Source organism: Phenylobacterium sp. (genome assembly GCF_036963605.1).
Taxonomy (GTDB): Bacteria; Pseudomonadota; Alphaproteobacteria; order Caulobacterales; family Caulobacteraceae; genus Phenylobacterium.
In genome coordinates, this window is sequence record NZ_JBALUY010000005.1 from 38313 (window position 1) to 61016 (window position 22704).

Consider the following 22704-nt stretch of genomic DNA (forward strand, 5'->3'; position numbering starts at 1 on the left):
CGAAGCCCGGCCTTGGCTTTTGACCCTTCCGTGGTGCAGATGAGCCCATGTCCTTCGACGCCGCCGTCCTGACCATGTTTCCCGAGGCCTTTCCCGGGCCCCTCGGGGTGTCCCTGATCGGAACCGCCTGGCGCGAACAGGGGCTCTGGACGTTGGAAACAGTGGACATTCGCGCCTTTTCCAAGGATAAGCGCGGCTTCCTGGACGACACCCCCGCGGGGGGCGGTCCGGGACAGGTGATGCGGGCGGACGTCATTGCTTCTGCGCTGGACAGCGTGGAGCGGCGAGGGCGGCCGCTTTTGTACATGAGCGCTCGGGGTCGGCCCCTGACCCAGGCGCGTGCGAAGGAATGGGCTGCGGGTCCGGGCGTCATCGTCCTGGCCGGCCGGTTCGAGGGGGTGGACCAGCGGGTGCTCGACGCCCGGGGGTTCGAGGAGGTCGCCGTGGGCGACGTCGTCCTCGCCGGTGGCGAGGTGGCGGCCATGCTGACCATCGAGGCGTGCGTACGTCTTGTGCCCGGTGTGTTGGGCCAGGCGCTGAGTTTGAGCGAAGAGAGCTTCGAAGACGGGCTCCTGGAGCACCCGCAGTACACCAGGCCGCGGGCGTTCGAGGGGCGCGAGATTCCGCCGGTGCTGCTTTCTGGGCACCATGCTGAGGTCGCCAAATGGCGGGCGCAGCAGCGGGAAGAGACGACGCGGGAGCGGCGGCCGGACTTGTGGGCGCAGCATCTCGCCAATCAACAGGCAAAGGGCGCGTAAAGCCCAGTGACAAGGAATTGAACCGATGAACGTGATCCAGCAACTGCGCCAGGAAGAGGCCGACCGCCTCAAGTCCGCCCGCAACATGCCCGACTTCCGTCCGGGCGACACCGTCCGCGTCAATGTGAAGATCAAGGAAGGCGAGCGCGAACGCGTTCAGGCCTATGAAGGCGTCTGCATCGCCCGGTCGGGCGAGGGCGTCGACGAGAACTTCACCGTCCGCAAGATTTCCTTCGGCGAAGGTGTGGAGCGGGTCTTCCCGCTGGTGTCGCCGATGATCGAGTCCGTCGAGGTCAAGCGCCGCGGCGTCGTGCGTCGCGCCAAGCTCTATTATCTGCGCGATCGTCGCGGCAAGTCGGCGCGGATCGCCGAACGCCAGATGACCCCGGCCGAGCGCGAGGCCGAAAAGGCCGAACGCGCCGCCCGCGCCGAGGCCTCGGCCGCGGCCCACGCGCCCAAGAAGAAGGACGCCGAAGGCTAGATCGCCCCAGGCGCAATATTCGGAAAGGCGGCTGCAGGATCTGCAGCCGCCTTTTTTGTGTCCGTCGCACAGGCGCGGACGGCGTCCAGTTCTTCCGACAGGGCGGCCGCCAGATGGTCGAACATCAGCCGCATCCGCGGGGTGGTCCTCAGGCCCTCGGGCATGCAGACCCACATCTCCATCTCGATGGCGAAGCGTTCGGCCAGGATCGGGACCAGGCCATAGCGCCGGGCGACCAGGGTCGGGCAGGCGCCGATCCCCAGGCCGGCCCGCAACGCCGCCAGCTGGGCCACGTCGCTGTCGCTGCGGAAGGCGAAGATGTCGCGGGTGATTGGCCGGCCGATGTCGATCTGGCCGTCGAACTTGGGCGCCGCGCCATCGAAGCCGACGATGGGGTGGTCGTCCAGGGCTGTGAAGTCCGCCGGCGCCCCGTGGCGGGCCACATAGGCCGGCGCGGCGTAGAGCCCGAGATTCACCATGCCGATCCGCCGCCCGACCAGGGCGTTCTGGGTAGGCCTGGCCATCCGCACGGCGATGTCGGCGTCGCGACGCGACAGATCGGCCTGGCGGTTGGAGACGGTCAGCTCCACCTCGACGGCCGGATGGGCGGCATGGAAGGCGGCCAGGATCGGGGGCAGAACCTCGCAGCCGATGAGCTCGCTGGCGGTGACCCGCACCGCGCCGCCGGCCTGGTCGGCCGCGCCGGCCACATCCCGCAAGGCCGCCCCGGCGGCGGCGGCCATGTCCTCCAGCCGCGGACGGAGCGCCAGCGCGAGCTCGGTCGGCCGCAGGCCTCGCGGGGAGCGAAGGAAGAGCGGCGCGCCCAGGCGATGTTCGAGGGCCTCGATATGGCGCCCGATGGTGGGCTGGGTGACGCCCCGCGCCCGGGCCGCGGCCGACAGACTTCCCGCCTCGAGGACGGCGTGGAGGCTTTGGAAGAGGTCCCAGTCGGCGGCGGTGATCGACGGCATGGCTAGATGATGGGGATTGCAGCTGCGCCGTACAATGTTCGGCGAGCCGGGTTCGCCCTCAGGTCGCCGCCCCGGCTTCTTCCAGGGCCTCTTCCAGGGCCTCGGCCAGGGCCTGCTGTTCGGCCTCCCGCTCGGGCCTGCGGCGGCGGCGGCGTTCCATCAGCCGGCCGGCGGGGAAGGCATGCATCATCTTCAACCCGGCCACGGGCGAGAGGTTGGCCACCACGCGCCTCGCCTCCGTCATCATCTGCTGGACCATCTCCTTGTGCTCGATCTCGCCCTCTTCGCGCACCAGGGTCAGGCGGTGCAGGGCGTAGAGGCCGAGCAGGGCCGACATCAGGAAGTAGAAGTCCCAGTTGTTGAAAGCCAGGTGCAGGACGTCGACGTCCTCGCCGGGCTGGGACCAACGGATCAGGAGCTGGAGTTCACGGGTGGCGAAGAAGTCGGCGAACAGGCCCCCCAGGATCGGGGCGGCGGCCGCCGCCATCGAGGTGATCAGGGTGTTGGCGGCGATATAGGCCGTGGCCCCCCCGCGCGGGGCGAGCTTCAAGGCGATATTGACCGTGGCCAGGCCGACGCCGGCCGCCGCCCCGCCCAGCACCACATGCAGGCCCACCAGATAGGCGCCGGCCAGTTGCGGGTCGTCGATCTGCGAGGTGAGCGCCGTGGCGGCGATACAGAGGATGTAGGCCGGCGCCGTCACCGCCAGCACCGACTTGTTGGAGAACCGGTCGCTGAGCTGTCCCCAGAACCGCAGCACGCCGATATTGGCGATCTGGCTGACCACGCTGAGCATCATGACGAAGGTCAGCGGATAGTTGAGCTGGGTGACGAAATAGACGGTGAAGAAGGGGCTCGCCAGGTTCACCGCGAACTGCCAGCTCGACAGGAAGAAGATCAGGCGGCGGAAATTCTCGTCCCGCAGCGGCGCGCGCAGCAGGCGATAGAGGTTCACGCCTGCGGCCGGCGGCGGCATGGGCGGCTCGGGCGTGCGGGCCAGGGCCGCGACGCTGATCATGCCGAGGATGAAGGCGACGCCGAAGAAGGCGGCGAAGACCATGCCGCGGTCCTCGGCGGCGGCCTGGTCGAGGGCGACGCCCGAGAGGATGGTCACGCTGAGGGTGACGCCGGTGGCGATCACCGTGCGCCGGGCGGTGAACGAACCGAGCCGCTCCTCCGGTATCAGGTCCCGCACCCAGGAATTCCAGGCGCAGCTGGTCACCGCGCCCAGGGAGCCGATGACGATCTGGGTGGCGACCAGAGCCGTCAGGCTCCAGGCGTTGTGGGGCAGGAGCGCGATGGCGGCCATGATCGGCAGGGTAAGCCGGGCGCAGAAGGCCGCCGTCGAGGCGATCAGCCGTCGACGCCGCAGCTTCTCCACCAGGGGCACGGCCGGCGCCTGGATCAACTGGGTCAGGAAGGGCAGGGCGGCCAGCAGGCCGATGACCGCGTTGGAGGCCCCCAGGTGCAGGGCGAAGGCGGCCAGGACGATGCCGGAGGTCACCGCCGTCACCGCGGTGGCGGCGGCGGAATCGACCATCATCAAGGCGGTCGCCCGGTCGAGGTCGCGCTCGTCCTGAGGGTCCGTCTCGAGGCTCATGGGGCCTCTCCTAGACGGTTTGGGGGCGAGCCGAAACCTGTCGCGGGCCAAACTCGACGTCCGGACGCGCCTGCGACCTTTACGGAATGGCCCCGGGCCTCCTACATACCGCGCCATGGCCGCCAAGACGCTCTACGACAAAATCTGGGATGCTCACCTCGTCGCCGAACAGGATGGCGAGACGATCATCTATATCGACCTGCACCTGATCCATGAGGTGACCACGCCCCAGGCCTTCGCCGGCCTTCGGGCCAATGGCCGCCCCGTGCGCCGGCCCGACCGCACGCTTGCGGTGGCCGACCACAACGTGCCGACCGAGGGCCAGGCCTTGGGGGCCGCCGCCGTGGCCGACGAGGAGGCGCGCCTGCAGCTCCTGACCCTGGAGCGCAATGTCGCCGACAACGGCATCGAATACTTCCCCATGGGCGACCTGCGGAACGGCATCGTCCATGTGGTGGGGCCGGAGCAGGGGCGCACCCAGCCGGGCATGACCATCGTCTGCGGCGACAGCCATACCTCGACCCACGGCGCCTTCGGGGCGCTGGCTCAAGGCATCGGCACGTCCGAGGTCGAGCATGTGCTGGCCACCCAGACCCTGCGCCAGGCCAAGTCGAAGAACATGCGGGTGACCATCGACGGGACCCCGGCGCCCGGCGTCGGCGCCAAGGACTTCGCCCTGGCGGTCATCGGCGCCATCGGCACGGCCGGCGGCACCGGCTATGTGATCGAATATGCCGGCGAGGCGGTTCGGGCCCTGTCCATGGAAGGGCGGATGACGCTCTGCAACCTGACCATAGAGGCCGGGGCGCGGGCGGGCCTGGTGGCGCCGGACGAGACCACCTTCGACTATATGCGCGGCCGGCCCGCCGCGCCGAAGGGCGGCGCCTGGGACATGGCCATGACCCACTGGAAGAGCTTCTTCACCGACGAAGGCGCGGTGTTCGACCGCGAGGTCGTGCTCGATGCGGGCGACATCGCGCCCCTGGTCACCTGGGGCACCTCGCCCGAAGACGTCATGCCGATCACCGGCCTGGTCCCCGATCCGGCCAGCTTCGCGACGCCGGACAAGCGCGCCTCGGCCGCCCGGGCCCTGGACTATATGGGCCTGGTCGCCGGCCAGCCGATCTCCGAGGCCAAGGTGGACCGGGTGTTCATCGGTTCGTGCACCAACAGCCGGATCGAGGATCTGCGCGCCGCCGCCGCCGTGGTGCAGAAGGCCTTCCTGGAAGGCCGGCTGGTGGCGCCGCACGTCACCGCCATGGTCGTGCCGGGCTCAGGCCTGGTGAAGGCTCAGGCCGAGGACGAGGGGCTGGACGCCATCTTCAAGGCCGCGGGCTTCGACTGGCGCGAGCCGGGCTGCTCCATGTGCCTGGGCATGAACCCTGACCGTCTGGCGCCGGGGGAGCGCTGCGCCTCGACCTCGAACCGCAATTTCGAGGGCCGTCAGGGCCGCGGCGGACGCACCCACCTGCTCAGCCCGGCCATGGCCGCGGCCGCCGCCATCGCCGGCCACCTGGCCGACGTGCGCGACTTCATCTGATGATCAGCGGCCTCGATCACGTCGCGCTGGCGGTGCGCGACCTGGATCAGGCGCAGGCCGCCTATGCTCGCCTGCTGGGCCGCGCCCCCAACTGGGTCGGCGGCGACGGCGGGGCGCGGCACGCCTGGTTCCAACTGCCCAATATGGCCCTGGATGTCATCGCGCCCTCCGGCGAGGGCGCGTTCGGGGACGTGATCCGCGCCCATCTCGACGCCCACGGGGAGGGCGTCTGGGCCCTGGCCTTCACGACGCCGGACATCGAGGACGCCGTCGCCCTGCTGCGCCGGCGGGGGATCGGCGCCTCCGATCCCGGACCCGTGCGCTCCACCCATGAGGATGGCCGCAAGCGCTACTGGACCACCTCGACCCTGGACGTGGCCACGACCGGCGGCATGAACGTCCTGCTCACCGCCCCGCCGCGGGATGGCCAGCCCTGGCCGCTGTCGGCGCCCACCGAGGGCGAGGCCGCCGCGGTCACCGAGCTCGACCATGTGGTGGTCCGCACCCCGAACCCCGAGCGGGCATTGGCCGTCTATGGCGCCAAGCTTGGCCTCGACCTGCGCCTGGACCGCTCGAACGCCGACTGGGGCGCCCGGCAGCTCTTCTTCCGCTGCGGCGCGGCGGTGGTGGAGTTTGGGGCGAGCCTGAAGACGCCCGTTTCCGACGCGCCCGACTCCAGCGGCGGCCTGGCCTGGCGGGTCGATGATCCGGCCGCCGTCCATGCCCGCCTGGCCGCTGACGGCTGGGATGTCTCGGACCTGCGCCAGGGTCGCAAGCCCGGCACCCAGGTCTTCACTGTCTGCTCTGGCGCGCCCGGCCTGCCCGCCCTGATGATCCAGCAGGGGACGCCCGCGACGTCCCAGGAGACCGATCGATGAAGCCCTTCACCAAGATCGACGCCAAGGCCGCGCCGCTCGCCCTGTCCAATATCGACACCGACCAGATCATCCCCAAGCAGTTCCTGAAGACGGTGGAGCGCGAGGGTCTGGCCCGCGGGCTGTTCTACGACTTCCGGTTCGACGAGGCGGGGAACGAGAAGGCCGACTTCGTGCTGAACCAGCCGGCCTACAAGGACGCGGGCGTCCTGGTGACCGGCGACAATTTCGGCTGCGGCTCCTCGCGGGAGCACGCCCCCTGGGCGCTGCTGGACTTCGGGATCACCTGCGTGATCTCCACCAGCTTCGCCGACATCTTCTACAATAACTGCTTCCAGAACGGCCTGCTGCCGGTGGTGCTGAAGGCGCACGAGGTCGACGCCCTCATGGATCAGGCCCGGGGCGGCAACCATGTGGTCAGCGTCGACCTGGAGGCCCAGACGGTCACCGCGCCGGACGGCGCGGTCTTCGGCTTCGAGATCGACCCGGCCCGCAAGCACAAGATGCTCAATGGCCTCGACGCCATCGGCGAGACCCTGCAGCGGGCTTCCGACATCGATGTCTATGAGGGCCGCCGCGCCCTGGACAATCCCTGGCTGGAGCGGGCGTGAGCCTGGTCATCGCCGGGACGATCCGCGTGCCGACCGACCGGCTGGAGGCCTTCCGCCCGCACATGCTGGCCATGCTGGAGGCCAGCCGGGCGGAGGATGGCTGCCTAGAATATTCCTATGCGGGGGACGTCGCCGAGCCCGGCCTGATCCGGGTGTTCGAGGCCTGGCGCGACCAGGCCGCCCTGGACGCCCATTTCCAGACCCCGCACCTAGCCGCCTGGCGGGCGGCCTGGCCGGAATTCGGGGTTTCCGATCGCCGCCTCATCGCCTACGAGGTCGCCTCTGAGCGGGCGGTCTAGTTCTCCGTCCACACGACCAGCGACGGGGGCCCTTCATGACCGATCTTCTCCTCCTGCCCGGTGACGGCATCGGCCCCGAAGTGACCGATCAGGTGCGCCGGGTGATCGCCGCCCTGACCCCGGACCTGGTGGTCGAGGAACGGCCCTTCGGCGGGATCAGCTATGACCAGACGGGCCTGCCCCTGACCGACGAGACCCTGGCGCTCGCCAAGGCCTCCAAGGCCGTGCTGATGGGCGCCGTGGGCGGGCCAAAATGGGCCGGCGTTCCCCGGGACAAACGCCCTGAGGCGGGCCTGCTCGCCCTGCGGGCGGGCATGGAGGTGTTCGCCAATCTGCGCCCGGCCCTGTGCTTCGGCCCCCTGGCCGACGCCTCCTCGCTCAAGCGCGAGCTGGTCGAGGGCCTCGACTTCATGATCGTGCGCGAGCTGACCGGCGGTATCTATTTCGGCGAGCCCCGCTTCATCGAGGACCTGCCCGGCGGCGGCAAGCGGGCGGTGGACACCCAGGTCTATACGACCGCCGAGATCGAGCGGGTGGCGCGGGTGGCCTTCGAGCTGGCCCGGGGCCGGCGCAACAAGGTCCATTCGGCCGAGAAGTCCAATGTGATGGACTCCGGCCTGCTGTGGCGCGAGGTGGTCACCGACCTGCACAAGCGCGAGTTCGCCGATGTCGAGCTGGAGCACATCCTGGCCGACAATGCGGCCATGCAGATCGTCAAGAATCCCAAGCAGTTCGACGTCATGGTCACCGACAACCTGTTCGGCGATATCCTGTCGGATGCGGCGGCGCAGCTGACCGGGTCGCTCGGCATGCTGCCCTCGGCGGCGCTCGGCGCGCCGGGTAAGCCTGGCCTCTATGAGCCGATCCACGGCTCGGCGCCGGACATCGCCGGGCAAGGCCTGGCCAATCCCCTGGCCGCCATCCTGTCGTTCGAAATGGCCCTGCGCTGGTCCCTTGATCGCACTGAGGCCGCCGACCGTCTGCAGGCCGCAGTGATCAAGGCCCTGGAGGACGGCGCCCGCACCCGCGACCTCGGCGGCGCCCTGACCACCGTGCAGATGGGCGACGCCGTCCTGGCGGCGCTGGCTTAGGCGGCTCCGGGCTTAAAGGTCCTCGGCCAGGGAAGGCTCCAGCGCGATGGCGGCGGCCTGATCGGCGGCCGCCCCCTCGGCGTCCCCCAGTTCGCCGCGGACGAGGCCGCGGACAAAGAGAGCTCCTGCCAGGTTTGGATTGATCGCCAGGGCCTTATCCAACCACTCGCGGGCGCTGAGCGGGTCATCCAGCATGTAGTAGACGCCGCCCTTCTCCTCCATCAGGTCCGCATCATCGGGCGCCAGCGCCAGACCCGCATCGGCCTCCCGCAGGGCGGCCTCATAATCACCCTTGTTGCGGCGGATGACGGTGGCGACATAGCGGGAATAGGCGGTGTCGGCGCCTGCGGCGGCCAATCTGTCCATCTGCTCCAGGGCGCCGTCGACCTCGCCCAGCAGGTAGAGCGCCTCGCCGCGGATCAGCCTGTATTCGGGATTGTCCGGGGCGAGCGCCACAGCCCGCGCGCTGGGGCGCTCGGCCTCCTCGAAGCGATCCAGCCGGACCAGGGTCGCGGCCCACGAAGCGTGCATCTCGGCGTCGTCGGGATAGCGCTTCACGAGGCTGGCATAGCTGGCTTCGGCCCCTTCGTAGTCGCCGCTCCAGAACAGAGCCTCGGCCAGGCCATACGCGTAGGCGGCGTCGTCGGGATTGATGTCCAGAGCGCGCCGATAAAGCAGCACGGCCTGGGCGGGGTCTGTCTCCAGAGCCAAGGCGGCCAGGCCAGCCCAGGCGTCGCCCTCTTCAGGGTCCAGAAGGGCCGCCCGCTCAAGATCGGCCTTGGCGCGCGCATGGTCGTCCAGCAGGAACAGCAACCTTCCGCGCCGGGCGAGGCTGGCTGCGAGATCCCTTGCGCCGGTGGCCTCGACCATGTGTTCGGCGAAGACCAGGGCGCTGTCCAGGTCACCGGCCGCCTCGGCGGCGAAGGAGGCGTAGATCAGGGCCACGAAGCTGAGCGCCGCAGGATCGGGGATGGCGGCGAGATCGGCCCGGCCGCCGTCGAGATCGTCCATTGCGATGCGGGCGAAGGCTCGAAGGGCGTAGGCGTCCCCGGAGGGCGCCTCGTGGATCGCCCGGTCGAGGTCGCGGAGAGTCGCTTCTGGGCGGATCGGCATCTGGAGAGCCGCTCGGGCGAGGCGGAGATCAGCAGAATCCGGGGCTCGGGCGATGGCGCGATCCAGAATCTGGTCGCGCTTCTTGGGTTGCCCCGCATCATGAAGGAGGTCGATCAGCGTTACGGTCAGGTCGATATCGTCAGGGCGCTCACGGTGCAGCCGCTCAAGGTCTGGAATTACGTCCGAGCCGCGGCCCAGGGCGATGAAGAGCTCGGCGCGGGTGGACCTCAGCTCCATGGACTCCGGGTCGTCGCGAAGGCCGGCCTCGGCGAAGCCCAGAGCCTCGTCAAATCGTTCGGCCAACAGGCGCGTTCGCGCCTGAGCATTTCTGACGCCCGTGGTCGGCTGAAGCGCTGCAGCCTGGTCGGTGGCGGCGATGGCGTCGTCAAGCTGGCCGGTCGAGACCAGGGCGAACGCCATCCACAGGTGGACAAGGGCGCGATCCTCGTCGGTCTGCGCCATGGGCAGGGCTTCGCGGCAGAGGGCGAGGCTGGCGGCCGGGTCGCTGCTGGGTTCCGAATCCAAACAGGCCTGAACCTGAGGCGGGGTGGCCCCGTCCGCCCCCGATGTCTGCGCCGACAAGGGACTGGTCCAGAGGCTGGCGAGGATCGCCCCGGCCCCCACGGCCGAGGCGATGGACCGAGATGTCGCGGTCATGGCGGGTCTCCCAAGGGCGCGGCCGCGGGGCGGGCCAGGACGATGATCGGGGGGGTGGAGAGCCAGGGCCTGGCCAGGGCGTGGACATCGGCCGGCGTCAGCCTCGCCAGGGCCTGGCCCAGGCGGTCCAGCTCCTTGCGCTGGGTGTCCCAGTCGACGGGGCCGCCCAGGGCCTTGGCCCAGTAGAGGTCGGACCCGCGCAGGGGGTCCAGCTGGGTCAGCATGGGGCGGCGGGCCTGTTCGAAGGCCTCGGCCGTGGGCGGCGCGGCGACAAAGCCGGCGGCGGCCTGGCGCACGGTCTCGATGACGTCGTCCAGGCGGCGCGCCTCGGGCGTCACCTCCACATAGAGGGCGATGTCATGGGGTTCCGTCAGACTGCCGTCGAGCTGGGCGGTGGGGGAATAGGTGCGCCCCTGCCGCCGGCGGGTCTCCTCGACCACGGCGGTCTCCAGCAGGGCCGTCAGGACCATGGCGGCGGCCCGCTCCTCGATCGGGCCGATCGCCGGCCGCGTCCAATAGAGGTGGGCGGCGCTGCGCCCAGCCGGACCCTGATGGGTCACTTCGATCGGTCGCGGCGGCGCGGCGGAATAGTCGAGGGGCGGACGTTCAGGTCGCGGCCGGTGCGGCGGCCGGGCCGGGCGCGCGCCCAGGGAGCGGGCGGCCAGCAGGATCGCATCGTCTTCGCTGATATCCCCCACCAGGGTCAGCTCCACCGGGCCGGTGGTGAGGAAGGGCGTCAGGGCGGCCTTCAGGTCCGCAGGGTCGAGACGTCGATAGGTGTCCGGGTCGGCGGCCGCGCCGGCGGTGTCGGGCCAGATGGTCCGGGCGAAGGCGGTCTCGACGGCCTCGACCGGGTTCAGCCGGGCCTCCTGTTCCAGGCTCGCCGCCAGCAGGGCCAGGGAGTCGGCCAGTTCGGCGTCGAAGCCCGGGGTGATGAGATGGGTCATGATCACCGCCATATGGGCCGGCGTCTGACTGGCGAAGCTCTGGGCGCTCACCACCAGGCCGGCGTCGGAGAGGCTGGCCTCGAATTCCCAGTCCCACTCGGCGTTCAATTCCTGCAGGGCGCCGAAGCTGCGGCCCTCCACCCCGGCCGCGGGCAGGACGGCGGCGGCGGCGGAGGCGAGCACGAAGGCCTCGGGGCTGAGCTCCCGGCCGCCAGGCCCCATCCGGATGCGGATCTGCACGAAGCCCGGCGCATTTTCGGTGGCCATGTGCTTCAGCACCAGGCCGTTGGCGAAGGTCACCCGCACCACCCCTTGGGCCAGGACTTCCCGGCGCACGACCCGGCCCTCGGGGCCGAAGTCGTAGATCAGGGGCTCCGGCGGCGGGAAGGAGGCCGCCAGCGGGGCGGCGGCGCCCGCGCGCCAGCTGGCCGCCACGGCGGGCGGCGTCAGGCCGGTGTCCTCGACTGAGAGGGTGGGCGGCGTGGTCTCGGGCCACAGGGCCTCGAAAGCCGCGACAAGGGCCTCGGGCGTCAGGCTGGAGGCGACGCGGCTGATCTGGCGCATCGTCTGATGGGGGGCGAGGAAGGGCCGTCCATATTCTTCGTGACGGATCAGCTCGTCGGCCATCTCCGCCGCCGTGGCGCTGGCGTAGCTGGTCAGGGCGCCGCGCGCATAGGCCCGCTGGCTGGCCACCGCAGCGTCGATCTCGGCCTGGGTCGGCCCCTCGGCGGCGAAGCTGCGCAGGGTCGCCTGAGCCAGCCTCAAGCCCTCCAGCCCCCTATGCGGGGCGTGGGTCGCGCGGGCGCAGGCCACCTGACGGGTTTCGTACCAGTTCGGCCCCTCGACCCCCAGATAGTAGATCCCCGGGGTGGCCGCCGCCGCCCGGCTCAGCCGCTGGTTGACGATGCTGAGGAGGAGGGTCTCGCGCAGTTCCTCGGCCGGGTCATAGGCGTCATCCTCCGCCACCGGAGTGTTGCGACAGGCCAGACTCTGGGCCGGCAGGCGGCCAGGCGTCAGGACCAGGGCTGCGGGCGTCTTCGGCGGCTCTGGCGCAGGGGTGGTCGGAATCCGGGGCCGCGCGCCAGCGCCGGCCCAGCCGCCGAGACGGCGCTCCAGCTCGGCCGCCATGTCATCGGCGTCGAGGTCGCCGGTGACGATGATGACGCTGCGGTCGGGGCGATACCACTTGGCGTGGAAGACCCTCAGGTCGTCCGGCGTCAGGGCGGTCAGGGTGGCCACGGACCCGGCGGGGGTCAGATTGTCCTCGGGCCGGAAGTGGAAGCTGGTCTCCTGCTCGTCCGTGGCGTCGCCCGAGCGCAGCCGGTCCAGGCGCTCGGCCAGGATGACGCCCCGCTCGGCCGCCACTTCCTCGGGGCGGAACAGCTGGCCATCCCCCACGTCGCGCAGCCAGTCGAGGCCGCGGGCCATATTGGCCGCGTCGGGGGTCGGCAGGTCCAGGTGATAGGTGGTGGTCCAGCGGCCGGTGAAGGCGTTGTGGTCCCAGCCGGACGCGGCGCCGGCCTGGGCCATCACCTGCTCGATCTCGCCATCGGCGAAGTTGCGGGTGGAGCGGAAGGCCATGTGCTCGACGAAGTGCGCAACCCCGCGGTTGTCCGCGCCCTCGGCCTGACTGCCGACCTGAACCATCAGGCGGAACGAGAGGCCGTCGGCGTCGGCCATGGGCAGGATCATATAGGCCAGCCCGTTGGACAGCTCGCCCCGCACCAGGTCGGGATGCTCGTCTTGCGCCGACGAAGGTCCTGCGCAGCTTCCCGCCGACAGGGCGATCCAGCCTGCAAGGATGCATTTCGCCCAGAATCGTCCCACGAACCGCCCCACGCCAGCCCCGAACAAAACAGAAACGCCCGAAGCTCTACCTACAATAGGTTGTCCGGACTCGCCAACCCCTGTTGCGCCGGTTGGGCTGCGGGGCGGGGCCTCAGTCCAGGCCCAGGCTCTTGCGATAATCGGGGTGCAGCAGGTCCTGATACTCCTCGTGCCGCTTGATATAGCTGGCGAAGAAGGGACAGACCGGCATCACCGCCTGGCCGTGCTCGCGGGCGTAGTCCAGGCCCGCGCGGACCAGCTTGGAGCCGACCCCCTTGCCCTCGAAGGCCGGCGGCACCTCGGTGTGGGGAAAGAGGATGCCGGTCTTCAGCAGCCGGTATTCGGCATAGGCCACGTCGTCGCCGACGCGGATCTCGAACCGTCCATCGTCGGTATTGTTGATCACCGGCAGATCATCGGGGTCGGCCATGGCGGGCTCCTGGAACGGTTTGAGCCCCAGAGAAGCACGGCTCCCGGACGCAAGAAAGGCCGACGTCGCCGTCGGCCTTTCCAGAGGACCAAGAGGGTCGCAGAAGCTCCGGTCAGGAGCTTTCAGGTCAGCTTAGCGCTGGGCCAGCTCGATGCCGGCCATGGCGGCCAGTTCGGCGTCGCCGACCTTTTGCAGGGTGGCTTCCACCGTCGACTTCACGCAGCGGGCCTGGGCGGCCTGGCGGAAGGTTTCGCTGGTGGTTTCACGCAGGCAGACCGAGCGGGCGGCGCCCTGGATGTCGGCGTGGATTTGCTCGGCCGACTTGCCGGCGAGGGAGATCTTCACGCCTTCGGCGAAGGCCGGAGCGGAGATGGAGACGGCCGCGACGGCGGCGAGAGCAGCGATACGAGCGATCATTTTTTCAGTTCCCGAAAAGGGGGTTGATGACAACCACTTTGCGGGGCGTTCCTCTGGCGGCCTTCGTCGTCGATGTGCGTCGTTGCCGGCTGCCTTGAGACAGGTCTTAGCCGCCCTTTCCCCTGGGTCACAAGCTACAATTTTGCGACGCAACATCGCAGTGCTGCGTTGCGGGATGATAAGGCGCCGCTGATCAGGTTTTAGGCGCCTGGGGGTTGGGGAAGGGGATGAGCGGCTCCAGAAGCCGGTAGGTTGAGGCGTCCAGCACCGCCACGCCCGGCAGGGTCAGGGCGCGCCACAGCTCGAGCGGGGCCACGGTGTTATGGGCCGCGATGAAGCCGCTCATGGCCGTTCCGTGGGTGACAATAGCGACGGCGCCGTCGGTTGCGCCGTGGACGGCGATGTCGATCGCGGCCTGAAACCGGGTCAGGACGGACCGCGCTGACTCGCTCCCGATCACCACGGCGTCAGGAGTTTCAAAGTAGGCGGAGATGCGAGCCTCCAGGGCGCCGGCCGAGACGAAGCTCAGGCCCGTGCGGTCGTTCTCCTGCAGGCCGTCCAAGGGATGGAAGGGCAGCTGCAGATTCATGGCGACCAGGGCCGCTGTCTCCAGGGTCTTGGGCTCTGGGCTGGCGAAGATGCTGGCCACGCGCCTGCACCGACAGATCTCGGCGAGCCAGTCGCACCGCGCGCGCCCCTCGGCCGACAGCACCCAGCGGTGGGAGATCACCTCCGGCGTGATCTCCGGCGGCGCGTGCTTGATCAGAAGGAGTTCGCCCATGGGTCACTGAGGTCCTTGCCGGGATCACGCCGCCGCCAGTCGGCGGCGAGCGTGTAGGCCCCGGGGATGTGCGGATCGGTCCAGTCGGGGTGTTCCTCGAACGTTTTCAGCCGGAAACCGGCGCCTAGCGCGGCCCCCAAAACCTCGCTAAGGGTCCAGAATCGGTACTGGCATTCTCCAAGGACCCGGTCCTGGCCTGTCGGGTCAGGCACCGGCGCCCGGACGAGGTCAGCAGAAAAGTAGTCCGGCGCTTGCCCGGGATAGGACTGGAACAGCTTGCGCTGGACAGGGTGGAATTCATGCAGGACGAGCGCTGCGCCCTCGCCGCAGAGCCGCCCCATCACCCGGAAAAAGGCCGCGATGTCGAGGTGGTAATGGAGGATGCCGAGTTCCATCACCAAGGCGTCGAACTCCCCAAGGCCCAGATCGGCCGCCGCCATGATGTCGGACAGAACATAGTCGAGCCTGACCTGCGCCGCGCTGGCCAGTTCGGCGGCGTAGCGTCGGTTATCTTCGGCGAAATCAATGATAGTCACTTGCGCGCCCAGGAGGGCAAGGCTGACCGCGAGGCGGCCGTGCGACCCCTGCACATTGCAGATTCGCTTGCCAGCGATCGGGCCGAGATGGGGCAGGACGCGCCTGGCCGCCCTCGCAGGGTCGGCCTGCAGGCGGGCGGCCTCGTCTGCCGGGGCCCCAAGAGCCTCCTGCCACGCCTCATAGCGTGCGGCGTTCCAGGCGGCCCGGTTGGCCTGCATGACGTCGGCGGGGCTCTCCGAGGCCACGGCCTACCCTTCCACCGTCATCTGGGTCTGGATGACCAGGGCCAGCAGTCTGCCGGTCTCGTCGGTGATGCGGGTCTGCCAGACGCTGGAGCGGCGGCCGATGTGCAGGGGCGTGGCCTCGCCGGTGACGGTGGTTCCGACCTTGGCCGAGCCCAGGAAGTTGGTCTTGCTCTCCAGGGTCGTGGTGCGCGCGCCAGCCGGCAGGTTGAGGAAGCCGCCGATGGCGCCCAGGGCGTCGGCGAACGCCATGAAGGCGCCGCCGTGCAGGATGCCGCCGGCCGTGCACAGGTCCTCGCGGACGGTGAGGGTCCCCACTACGCGGTCCTTGGCCCGCTCGCTGATCTGAAGACCCATCAGGTCGGCGAAAGGCATGCCGGTGCTCGGCTGGCTCATGGCGCTGGTCTCCCTCATCTGGCCCCGGCGGTTCGCCACCGGGTTGCGCCAGGCCATCCTAGCCCCTAGGTGAAGGGGGACGAAGCCGCGGCCGGTCGGGCCAATGCGGCGGCGCGCTTGCGCGCGTTCATGCGGCGGCGTAACGAACGCACCGCTTAAAACATTCAGGAGAGACTTTGATGGGTTACCGGGTGGCCGTCGTCGGCGCCACGGGCAATGTGGGCCGTGAGATGCTGAATATCCTCGAGGAAGTCGAGTTTCCCGTGGACAAGATTCACGCGATCGCCTCGCGCAAATCCATCGGCGTCCAGGTGTCCTTCGGCTCCGAAACGGTGGCCTGCGAGGATATCGCCCAGTTCGACTTCTCCACCGTCGACCTGGTGCTGATGAGCGTGTCGGGTTCCTTCTCCAAGGAGTGGTCGCCCAAGATCGGCGCCGCCGGCCCCATCGTCATCGACAATTCCTCGGCCTTCCGGATGGACCCGGACGTGCCGCTGATCGTGCCGGAGGTGAATCCGGACGACGTCTCCTACGCCCACAAGAAGAACATCATCGCCAACCCGAACTGCTCGACGGCCCAGCTGGTGGTGGCGCTGAAGCCCCTGCACGACCGGGCGAAGATCAAGCGGGTGGTGGTCTCGACCTACCAGTCGGTCTCCGGCGCGGGCAAGGAGGGCATGGACGAGCTCTGGGATCAGACCAAGGGCGTCTTCGTCCTCGGCGCGCCGCCGCCCAAGAAGTTCCCCAAGCAGATCGCCTTCAACGTCATCCCCTTCATCGGCGCCTTCAACGACGACGGCTATACCGACGAAGAGGCCAAGATGTGGAACGAGACCCACAAGATGATCGACCCGGCCATCAAGCTGACGGTCACCTGCGTGCGCGTTCCGGTCATGGTCGGCCATGCCGAGGCGGTGAACATCGAGTTCCACGAGCCCCTGGACGAGGACGACGCCCGCGACCTGCTGCGCGACAGCCCCGGCCTGGTGGTGATCGATAAGCGCGACGAGACCGGCTACATGACCCCCAAGGAGGCCCAGGGCGAGTTCCCGGTCTTTGTCAGCCGCATCCGCAACGACCCGACGGTCGAGAACGGCCTGAACCTGTGGGTGGTGGCCGACAACCTGCGCAAGGGCGCGGCGCTCAACGCCATCCAGATCGCCCAGCTGCTGGACGAGCGCGGTCTGATCAAGACCAAGGCCATCGCCTAGCCTGAAAGGGCTCCAGACCGACACGAATGGGCGGCCGTCCCGCGGTCGCCCATTTGCATGTCCGCTTCCCGCCAGTCCGGCCCTGGTCTGCGCTTGTGAAGCCTGGCCGAAGGCCTAGGTAAGGCTCCGCCGCTGGGCTCCGCGCCTGGAGGCTCCCAATTCTTCCAGCCGAAAGCCCGCGCCTTGGCCCAGACGCCGCCTTCCTCGCCGCCGATCGCGTTCGCCGCAGGCCTGACGGCCTATCTGATCTGGGGCGTCATCCCGCTCGTCTTCCAGGTGATTGGCGGCTATGGCGTCGGCCCCTGGGAGACCCTGGCCCACCGCACCTTCTGGGCCATCCCGATCGCCGGCCTGTTCGTCTGGATGGCCGGGCAAGGGGGCCAGGCCCTGGCGGTGTTCCGCAAGCCCCGGGTGCTGGGGTTGTTGGCCCTGTCCTCCCTGCTGATCGCGGCCAACTGGGTGGTGTTCATCTGGGCGGTGAACAATGAGCGGGTGCTGCAGACCAGCCTGGGCTATTTCATCAACCCCCTGCTCAACATGGCCGCCGGCGCGCTGTTCTTCCGTGAGCGGATCGACCGCACGGCGCAGATCGCCATCGCGCTCGCCGTGGTCGGCGTGGCGCTGCAGGCCCTGGCGCTCGGGCGGCTGCCCTGGGTCTCGCTCACACTGGCGGCCTCGTTCTGCGGCTATGGGATCGTGCGCAAGCGGGTGGCCGCCGACGCCCAGACCGGCCTGTTCATCGAGTGCCTGCTGCTGGGGATTCCCGGCGCGGTGTTCGCCATCTGGCTGGCCCAGGCGGGCGCCGACCACTTCACCCAAGGGGTCGCCCCGGCCGCCTGGCTGATCTTCTCCGGCCTGGCCACGGCCATTCCGCTCGTCCTGTTCGCCTGGGCCGCAAGGCGCCTGCCGCTGTCGGCCATGGGCTTCATGCAGTTCCTGGCCCCGTCGATGACCTTCGTCATGGGCGTGCTGCAGGGTGAGGCCCTGACCGCGCTCAACATGGCCTCGTTCGTCTTCATCTGGGTCGGAGCGGGCGTCTTCGCCTACGGCCTGTGGCGGGCCTCCCGCCGCGTGCCGGCCGCCGTGGCGCCGGTGGTCTGAGCCGCGCGCAGCGCAGAAAAGAGGGGACACGAAGGACGCAAAGGGGGCGCGAAGGACACGAAGGCGAGGCTGCCGACCCCTTCGTGTCCTTGGCTACCTTGGTGTTCTTTGTGTCCCGCCTTTTGAAGCGCCTGCGGCACGCTGGTGACGGCGACCTTCGCACGACCCCCTCAACCGTCGTCCTGGCCCTGTGCCCAGGATCCCTCTCGACGCTTGCGCTTAGCCCTCGACAGGGATGCTCGGCACAAGGCCGAGCATGACGGGGAGTTGAGGATGGGGAGACGGCGGGCGCCCGAAGACGCCGAGACCTCAGTGCCCGTGGGGGCCTTCGTAGACGCCAGGCGCCAGGCGCTCGTTCTCCGGGCCTTCGCCGGCCTCGGGCGCCAGCTGGAAGCGGCGGTCGCAATAGGGGCATTCGACGAAGGTCGCCTCGCCCATCTCCAGCCAGACCCGCGGATGGCCCAGCGCCCCGCCGACCCCGTCGCAGGCGATGCGGCCGGTGCGAACATAGACCACCTCAGGCGCGGGGCGGGCGTCAGCGGTGATCAGGGTCACCGCCGGCTTGGCCGGCATGGGCTCAGGGGCGGTCTGGGCCTGGACGCCACGGTTTTCGGTCGGACGGGCCATAAGGGGAAATCTCCGCTCGGAAGCTTGGCGCAGGCGCCGCTCGCGCCTAGGTATGCGAGGCGGGCTTGGCCCGTCAATGATCGCGCCCGCAAACCCTTTGCCCGGCGCCGCTCAAGGGGACGGCATGGATCTTCCGGAATTCGCCATCGAGGCCCGCGGCCTGGTCAAGACCTACCCGGCCACCAAGACCACGCCGGAGATGAAGGCGCTGCGCGGGATCGACCTGGCCATTCCCCGGGGCTCCATCTTCGGCCTGCTGGGTCCCAATGGCGCGGGCAAGTCGACCTTCATCAACACCCTGGCCGGCCTGACCAAGAAGACCTCGGGCACGGTGAAGATCTGGGGCCGGGACATCGACGTCCAGCCCCGGGATGCCCGGGCCGCCATCGGCGTTGTGCCCCAGGAGATCGCCGCCGACCCCTTCTTTACGCCGCGGGAGTCCCTGGAGGTCCAGGCCGGCATGTACGCCGTGCCCCGCAAGGAGCGCCGCACCGACGAGCTGCTGGCCGCCCTGGGTCTCGCCGACAAGGCCAACGCCTATGTCCGCCAGCTGTCGGGCGGCATGAAGCGCCGCCTGATGGTGGCCAAGGCCATGGTGCATAATCCCCCGGTCCTGATCCTGGACGAGCCCACCGCCGGGGTGGACGTGGAGCTGCGCCGCCAGCTCTGGAACTATGTGGTCGAGCTGAACCGCAAGGGCGTCACCATCGTGCTCACCACCCACTATCTGGAAGAGGCCCAGGAGCTCTGCGACCAGATCGCGATCGTCAATCGCGGCGAGGTCGTGGCGTGTGAGTCCACCGCCACCCTGCTGGGGCGCCTCGACACCCGCGCCGTGCTGGTGACCCCGGAGGAGCCGGTGATCCAGGCCCCGACCCTGCCCGGCTTCGAGACCAAGCTGCGCAATGGCGGCGCCTTCCAGGTGACCTATCGCACCGGCCAGTCCAGCGTGGAGCAGGTGCTGGCCGCCGTCCGGGCTGCTGGCCTGCACATCAAGGACATCGCCACCGAGGATCCGAGCCTGGAGGACGTCTTCGTCGACCTCACCACCGACAAGACCCCGCAGGTGGCGTAAAGCGCCCCGGCGTGGCCGCCAAACCCGTTTGCGGTCCCGCCCCCTTTCGGCTAGAAACCCGCTCCGCCTCAGGCGCCAAGCACCCGTAGCTCAGCTGGATAGAGCGTTGCCCTCCGAAGGCAAAGGTCACACGTTCGAATCGTGTCGGGTGCGCCATTTCTCCCAAAGCAGATCATGATGCGCCCTTATAGACGCCAGGTCCTGGCCGGCGTTGTCGCGTCGGCATTGGTGGGACCGGCCACAGCCCAGGACACACGGCAAATGTACGGACTGATCGGCAAGATGACGGCCAAGGCCGGAGAGCGCGCCGCCCTGGCGGCGATCCTGCTGGAGGGGCTCGCCGACATGCCCGGCTGCCTGAGCTATGTGGTGGCCGAGGATCCGGCCGATCCCGACGCCCTGTGGATCACCGAGGCCTGGGAGAGCCAGGACGCCCACCGCGCCTCCCTGTCGCTGCCCTCGGTCCAGGCCGCCATCGCCAAGGGCCGCCCCCTGATCGCAGGCATGGAGAGCATCGCCGAGACGAAACCGATCGGCGGCCACGGCCTGGGGTGACCTGAGCCCGCCCCACATTTCCCTTGGTGAACGGTGTTTGGTTGGGCTCCATGGGGGCTGGAGACGTTTGGGCGCGGGGCCGGGAAGAGCCGCCGTCCACCTGAAGGGCAGGAGACCGGTCATGGCCGATGGATATGTGGACGTGCTGCGCGACAAGCGGGCGGCGGCGCGCAAGCTCGCCTATGAGACGCCGATCGAGGAGCTTCACCCGGCGCGGGCCTCGCTGTTTCGCGACGACGCCATGTGGCCGACCTTCGAGCGGCTGAGGAAAGAGTCGCCGGTCCACTACACGCCCGACAGCAACTACGGCGCCTACTGGTCGATCACCCGCTACAACGACATCCTGGCGGTGGACTCCAACCACCAGGTGTTTTCCTCGGCCAAGGGCATCACCCTGCAGGCCAAGGCCGCCCAGGGGTTTCGCGACCCGAATGCGGAGTCCGGGTCCAACTTCATCGCCATGGACCCGCCGCGCCACGACGTGCAGCGCAAGACCGTCAGCCCGGCCCTGTCGCCCATGGCGCTCTCGGTCATGGCGCCGCTGATCCGCGAGCGGGCCGGCCTGATCCTCGACAGCCTGCCGGTCGGCGAGGAGTTCGACTGGGTGGACAAGGTCTCGAAAGAGCTCACCACCATGACGCTCGCGACCCTGTTCGACTTCCCCTTCGAGGAGCGGCGCAAGCTGACCTTCTGGTCCGACGCCATGACCACCGCGCCCGGGCATGGGCCGGTGGCCGACCTGGCCGAGCTGCGCCAGGCCATGAACGAGTGCTTCAGCTTCTTCACCGGCCTGTGGAACGAGCGGGTCAATGCCGAGCCCACCGGCGACCTCATCTCCATGCTGGCCCATGGGGAGGAGACGCGGAACATGTCGATGGCCGACTTCCACGCCAATGTCGCCCTGCTGATCATCGGCGGCAATGACACCACGCGAAACACCATCTCCGGCTCCGTCCTGGCGCTGAACCAGAACCCCGACCAGTACGCCAAGCTGCGGGCAAACCCGAACCTGATCCCCTCCATGGTCTCGGAGACCATCCGCTGGCAGACACCGCTGGCCCACATGGCGCGGACGGCGACGCAGGACTTCGAGATGGAGGGCAAGACCATCCGCGAGGGCGACAAGGTGGCCATGTGGTACGTCTCGGGCAATCGGGATGACACGGTGATCGAGAACCCGGACGCCTACATCATCGACCGACCCCGGCCGCGGCAGCACATGTCCTTCGGCTTCGGCATCCACCGCTGCGTCGGTAATCGCCTGGCCGAGCTGCAGCTGACCATCATCTGGGAGGAGATCATGAAGCGCTTCCCCGACATCCAGGTGCTGGCCGAGCCCAAGCGGAGCTATTCGATCTTCGTGAAGGGCTATGAGGACATGCAGGTGGTGCTGCCCGCCCGCATTTAGGCGAAAGGCCGAACGCCGCTCCTTCTGGGGAGCCGAAGAGGGAATCAGGGAATTATAGGCCTGCGGGCTTGCGACAAGGCCCGCCGCCATTGATGACCGGATTCCATGTTGAGGCGCTTCATAGACTGGTGGCGCGGCCCCTTGCCCGAGGACGCCGCGGCCCCGCCGACCCCGCAGGCCGGGGCCGTGCCCTATCGCCTGACCAAGGATGGCCCGGTCTTCCTGCTGGTCACCTCGCGGCGCACCGGGAGGTGGCTCTTTCCCAAGGGCGGGCTGATGCGCGACCGCACCCCCTGGGCGTCCGCCGCCCAGGAGGCCCTGGAGGAGGCCGGCGTCGAGGGCGTGGTCAGCGACCAGCCCCTGGGGACCTATACGGCCCGGCGGATCCGCGGCGACCAGACCGAGACCATCGCCGTCACCCTCTATCTGCTTGAGGTCACTCGCCAGCTCGACCGCTGGGACGAGAAGGCCCAGCGTCAGCGCCGCTGGGCGGATCTGGAGACCGCCATCGCCCTGCTGGCGGACGCCGCCCTGGGCGAGATGCTGCGCACCGCCGCCCACCAGCTGGCCGCCCGCCCGGCCCCGGCGCCCGATGCGACCGATCAGGCCCGCGGCAAGGGCAAGAAGATCCGCAAGGCCGAGGCCCGCGGCCGCCGCCTCAAGGCCGGATCAGGGCGCTGAGCAGGGTATAGAGCCCGCCGGACAACAGGCCCGCGGCCGGCACGGTGATCACCCAGGCTGCGGCGATGCCCCAGGCGTGGCGCCGCCGCACCAGCCGCCGCTTCTCGGTCTTTTCCCGCTGGCGCTCGGCCTGTTCCGCGGTCTGCGGGACCGGAGCGAGCGCGGGCGGCTCGATAACCACACCGCCATTGGGCCGCCGGCGGATGCCGCGATTGGTCAGCAGCTCGCGCAGCAGGCCGACGCCGAAGACGCCGCCGATGGCGATGTGGGTGGACGAGACCGGCAGGCCGAGGCTGGAGGCCGCCAGCACGGTGATGGCGGCCGCCTGGGCCACGCAATAGGCCCGCATGGCGTCCATCTTGGTGATCTTCTCCCCCACCGTGCGGATCAGGCGGGGGCCGAACAGAGCCAGGCCCAGCGAAATGCCCACCGCGCCGATGGCCAGCACCCACAGCGGCAGGATCACGTCCCCC

Annotated in this window: 24 protein-coding genes and 1 tRNA gene; 14 read left to right on the forward strand and 11 right to left on the reverse strand. The window is 69.3% G+C overall.

Annotated features, from left to right (window positions below; genetic code table 11):
• Nucleotides 1-47: 47 nt before the first annotated feature.
• Together trmD and rplS are read left to right on the forward strand one after the other, a co-directional pair.
• A complete protein-coding gene (gene trmD, locus V7702_RS02040; protein ID WP_335648477.1) occupies nucleotides 48-758 on the forward strand; it encodes a tRNA (guanosine(37)-N1)-methyltransferase TrmD in 711 nt (236 codons plus the stop codon).
• Nucleotides 759-783: 25 nt separating this feature from the next.
• Nucleotides 784-1239: a 50S ribosomal protein L19 gene (rplS, locus tag V7702_RS02045; RefSeq protein WP_335648478.1), complete on the forward strand. Its 456-nt coding sequence runs from the start codon at nucleotides 784-786 to the stop codon at nucleotides 1237-1239.
• Here rplS and V7702_RS02050 read toward each other — a convergent pair.
• Nucleotides 1236-2210 (reverse strand): LysR family transcriptional regulator, encoded by a 975-nt coding sequence (locus tag V7702_RS02050; RefSeq protein WP_335648479.1) that lies wholly within the window; start codon nucleotides 2208-2210, stop codon nucleotides 1236-1238. The two genes, rplS and V7702_RS02050, sit on opposite strands and share 4 nt — an antisense overlap.
• Before the next feature lie 58 nt (nucleotides 2211-2268).
• Nucleotides 2269-3810, reverse strand: coding sequence for an MFS transporter (locus V7702_RS02055; protein WP_335648480.1), 1542 nt, complete (start codon nucleotides 3808-3810; stop codon nucleotides 2269-2271).
• Nucleotides 3811-3925: 115 nt separating this feature from the next.
• Between V7702_RS02055 and leuC the strand changes: the two genes are divergently transcribed.
• Genes leuC through leuB form a run of 5 tightly spaced genes read left to right on the forward strand, consistent with a single transcriptional unit; the run spans nucleotide 3926 to nucleotide 8226 of the window.
• Nucleotides 3926-5350, forward strand: coding sequence for a 3-isopropylmalate dehydratase large subunit (gene leuC / locus V7702_RS02060; protein ID WP_335648481.1), 1425 nt, complete (start codon nucleotides 3926-3928; stop codon nucleotides 5348-5350).
• A complete protein-coding gene (locus V7702_RS02065; protein WP_335648482.1) occupies nucleotides 5350-6228 on the forward strand; it encodes a VOC family protein in 879 nt (292 codons plus the stop codon). Before leuC ends, V7702_RS02065 begins: the two co-directional genes overlap by 1 nt.
• Entirely contained in the window at nucleotides 6225-6836 is a 612-nt protein-coding gene (leuD, locus tag V7702_RS02070; protein ID WP_335648483.1) for a 3-isopropylmalate dehydratase small subunit, read from the forward strand. The genes V7702_RS02065 and leuD overlap by 4 nt, the downstream gene beginning before the upstream one ends.
• Nucleotides 6833-7135, forward strand: a complete 303-nt coding sequence (locus V7702_RS02075; protein ID WP_335648484.1) for a putative quinol monooxygenase — start codon at nucleotides 6833-6835, stop codon at nucleotides 7133-7135. The genes leuD and V7702_RS02075 overlap by 4 nt, the downstream gene beginning before the upstream one ends.
• A 35-nt stretch (nucleotides 7136-7170) precedes the next feature.
• Nucleotides 7171-8226, forward strand: coding sequence for a 3-isopropylmalate dehydrogenase (gene leuB / locus V7702_RS02080; RefSeq protein WP_335648485.1), 1056 nt, complete (start codon nucleotides 7171-7173; stop codon nucleotides 8224-8226).
• A 12-nt stretch (nucleotides 8227-8238) separates the two neighbouring features.
• Here the strand turns inward: leuB and V7702_RS02085 are convergent, their stop codons facing one another.
• The 7 genes from V7702_RS02085 to V7702_RS02115 form a co-directional block, all read right to left on the reverse strand.
• Entirely contained in the window at nucleotides 8239-9996 is a 1758-nt protein-coding gene (locus V7702_RS02085; protein WP_335648486.1) for a tetratricopeptide repeat protein, read from the reverse strand.
• Nucleotides 9993-12770, reverse strand: a complete 2778-nt coding sequence (locus V7702_RS02090; protein WP_335648487.1) for a M16 family metallopeptidase — start codon at nucleotides 12768-12770, stop codon at nucleotides 9993-9995. Before V7702_RS02090 ends, V7702_RS02085 begins: the two co-directional genes overlap by 4 nt.
• A 112-nt stretch (nucleotides 12771-12882) precedes the next feature.
• Nucleotides 12883-13200 carry a GNAT family N-acetyltransferase gene (locus V7702_RS02095; protein ID WP_335648488.1) on the reverse strand — a complete coding sequence of 106 codons (318 nt, stop codon included), beginning with the start codon at nucleotides 13198-13200 and terminating at the stop codon, nucleotides 12883-12885.
• A 132-nt stretch (nucleotides 13201-13332) separates the two neighbouring features.
• Complete coding sequence (locus V7702_RS02100) at nucleotides 13333-13617, reverse strand: hypothetical protein (protein WP_335648489.1); 285 nt, start codon at nucleotides 13615-13617, stop codon at nucleotides 13333-13335.
• Nucleotides 13618-13810: 193 nt separating this feature from the next.
• Nucleotides 13811-14398 carry a histidine phosphatase family protein gene (locus V7702_RS02105; RefSeq protein WP_335648490.1) on the reverse strand — a complete coding sequence of 196 codons (588 nt, stop codon included), beginning with the start codon at nucleotides 14396-14398 and terminating at the stop codon, nucleotides 13811-13813.
• Nucleotides 14380-15180, reverse strand: a complete 801-nt coding sequence (locus V7702_RS02110) for a class I SAM-dependent methyltransferase (RefSeq protein ID WP_335648491.1) — start codon at nucleotides 15178-15180, stop codon at nucleotides 14380-14382. Before V7702_RS02110 ends, V7702_RS02105 begins: the two co-directional genes overlap by 19 nt.
• A 3-nt stretch (nucleotides 15181-15183) precedes the next feature.
• Entirely contained in the window at nucleotides 15184-15573 is a 390-nt protein-coding gene (locus V7702_RS02115; RefSeq protein WP_335648492.1) for a PaaI family thioesterase, read from the reverse strand.
• Nucleotides 15574-15752: 179 nt separating this feature from the next.
• Between V7702_RS02115 and V7702_RS02120 the strand changes: the two genes are divergently transcribed.
• Together V7702_RS02120 and rarD are read left to right on the forward strand one after the other, a co-directional pair.
• Nucleotides 15753-16784, forward strand: coding sequence for an aspartate-semialdehyde dehydrogenase (locus V7702_RS02120; protein ID WP_335648493.1), 1032 nt, complete (start codon nucleotides 15753-15755; stop codon nucleotides 16782-16784).
• A 183-nt stretch (nucleotides 16785-16967) separates the two neighbouring features.
• On the forward strand, nucleotides 16968-17885 hold the full coding sequence (gene rarD / locus V7702_RS02125) for an EamA family transporter RarD (RefSeq protein WP_335648494.1): 918 nt from the start codon (nucleotides 16968-16970) through the stop codon (nucleotides 17883-17885).
• Between the two features lie 309 nt (nucleotides 17886-18194).
• Here rarD and V7702_RS02130 read toward each other — a convergent pair whose 3' ends face one another.
• Nucleotides 18195-18512: a zinc-finger domain-containing protein gene (locus V7702_RS02130; protein WP_442958384.1), complete on the reverse strand. Its 318-nt coding sequence runs from the start codon at nucleotides 18510-18512 to the stop codon at nucleotides 18195-18197.
• A gap of 124 nt (nucleotides 18513-18636) precedes the next feature.
• On the opposite strand from V7702_RS02130, the gene V7702_RS02135 reads away from it, so the two are divergent.
• From V7702_RS02135 to V7702_RS02155, 5 genes are all read left to right on the forward strand, one after another.
• Entirely contained in the window at nucleotides 18637-19587 is a 951-nt protein-coding gene (locus tag V7702_RS02135) for an ABC transporter ATP-binding protein (RefSeq protein WP_335648495.1), read from the forward strand.
• A 79-nt stretch (nucleotides 19588-19666) separates the two neighbouring features.
• Nucleotides 19667-19743 (forward strand) — tRNA-Arg (locus V7702_RS02140).
• A 105-nt stretch (nucleotides 19744-19848) separates the two neighbouring features.
• The gene (locus V7702_RS02145; protein WP_335648496.1) at nucleotides 19849-20142 is read left to right on the forward strand and encodes a putative quinol monooxygenase; all 294 of its coding nucleotides are present in this window, start codon (nucleotides 19849-19851) and stop codon (nucleotides 20140-20142) included.
• A 121-nt stretch (nucleotides 20143-20263) separates the two neighbouring features.
• Entirely contained in the window at nucleotides 20264-21550 is a 1287-nt protein-coding gene (locus V7702_RS02150) for a cytochrome P450 (RefSeq protein WP_335648497.1), read from the forward strand.
• 141 nt (nucleotides 21551-21691) lie between these two features.
• Nucleotides 21692-22231, forward strand: a complete 540-nt coding sequence (locus V7702_RS02155) for an NUDIX hydrolase (RefSeq protein ID WP_335648498.1) — start codon at nucleotides 21692-21694, stop codon at nucleotides 22229-22231.
• Here V7702_RS02155 and V7702_RS02160 read toward each other — a convergent pair.
• The coding region (locus tag V7702_RS02160; protein ID WP_335648499.1) for an inorganic phosphate transporter at nucleotides 22209-22704 on the reverse strand (496 nt) is incomplete at its 5' end. The two genes, V7702_RS02155 and V7702_RS02160, sit on opposite strands and share 23 nt — an antisense overlap.

What these genes read in the sequence shown, in the direction of transcription:
- trmD (WP_335648477.1), top strand. Translation starts at nt 48, where the DNA reads ATGTCCTTCGACGCCGCCGTCCTGACCATGTTTCCCGAGGCCTTTCCC.
- rplS (WP_335648478.1), top strand. Translation starts at nt 784, where the DNA reads ATGAACGTGATCCAGCAACTGCGCCAGGAAGAGGCCGACCGCCTCAAG.
- V7702_RS02050 (WP_335648479.1), bottom strand. Translation starts at nt 2,210, where the DNA reads ATGCCGTCGATCACCGCCGCCGACTGGGACCTCTTCCAAAGCCTCCAC.
- V7702_RS02055 (WP_335648480.1), bottom strand. Translation starts at nt 3,810, where the DNA reads ATGAGCCTCGAGACGGACCCTCAGGACGAGCGCGACCTCGACCGGGCG.
- leuC (WP_335648481.1), top strand. Translation starts at nt 3,926, where the DNA reads ATGGCCGCCAAGACGCTCTACGACAAAATCTGGGATGCTCACCTCGTC.
- V7702_RS02065 (WP_335648482.1), top strand. Translation starts at nt 5,350, where the DNA reads ATGATCAGCGGCCTCGATCACGTCGCGCTGGCGGTGCGCGACCTGGAT.
- leuD (WP_335648483.1), top strand. Translation starts at nt 6,225, where the DNA reads ATGAAGCCCTTCACCAAGATCGACGCCAAGGCCGCGCCGCTCGCCCTG.
- leuB (WP_335648485.1), top strand. Translation starts at nt 7,171, where the DNA reads ATGACCGATCTTCTCCTCCTGCCCGGTGACGGCATCGGCCCCGAAGTG.
- V7702_RS02085 (WP_335648486.1), bottom strand. Translation starts at nt 9,996, where the DNA reads ATGACCGCGACATCTCGGTCCATCGCCTCGGCCGTGGGGGCCGGGGCG.
- V7702_RS02095 (WP_335648488.1), bottom strand. Translation starts at nt 13,200, where the DNA reads ATGGCCGACCCCGATGATCTGCCGGTGATCAACAATACCGACGATGGA.
- V7702_RS02100 (WP_335648489.1), bottom strand. Translation starts at nt 13,617, where the DNA reads ATGATCGCTCGTATCGCTGCTCTCGCCGCCGTCGCGGCCGTCTCCATC.
- V7702_RS02105 (WP_335648490.1), bottom strand. Translation starts at nt 14,398, where the DNA reads ATGGGCGAACTCCTTCTGATCAAGCACGCGCCGCCGGAGATCACGCCG.
- V7702_RS02115 (WP_335648492.1), bottom strand. Translation starts at nt 15,573, where the DNA reads ATGAGCCAGCCGAGCACCGGCATGCCTTTCGCCGACCTGATGGGTCTT.
- V7702_RS02120 (WP_335648493.1), top strand. Translation starts at nt 15,753, where the DNA reads ATGGGTTACCGGGTGGCCGTCGTCGGCGCCACGGGCAATGTGGGCCGT.
- V7702_RS02130 (WP_442958384.1), bottom strand. Translation starts at nt 18,512, where the DNA reads ATGGCCCGTCCGACCGAAAACCGTGGCGTCCAGGCCCAGACCGCCCCT.
- V7702_RS02135 (WP_335648495.1), top strand. Translation starts at nt 18,637, where the DNA reads ATGGATCTTCCGGAATTCGCCATCGAGGCCCGCGGCCTGGTCAAGACC.
- V7702_RS02145 (WP_335648496.1), top strand. Translation starts at nt 19,849, where the DNA reads ATGTACGGACTGATCGGCAAGATGACGGCCAAGGCCGGAGAGCGCGCC.
- V7702_RS02150 (WP_335648497.1), top strand. Translation starts at nt 20,264, where the DNA reads ATGGCCGATGGATATGTGGACGTGCTGCGCGACAAGCGGGCGGCGGCG.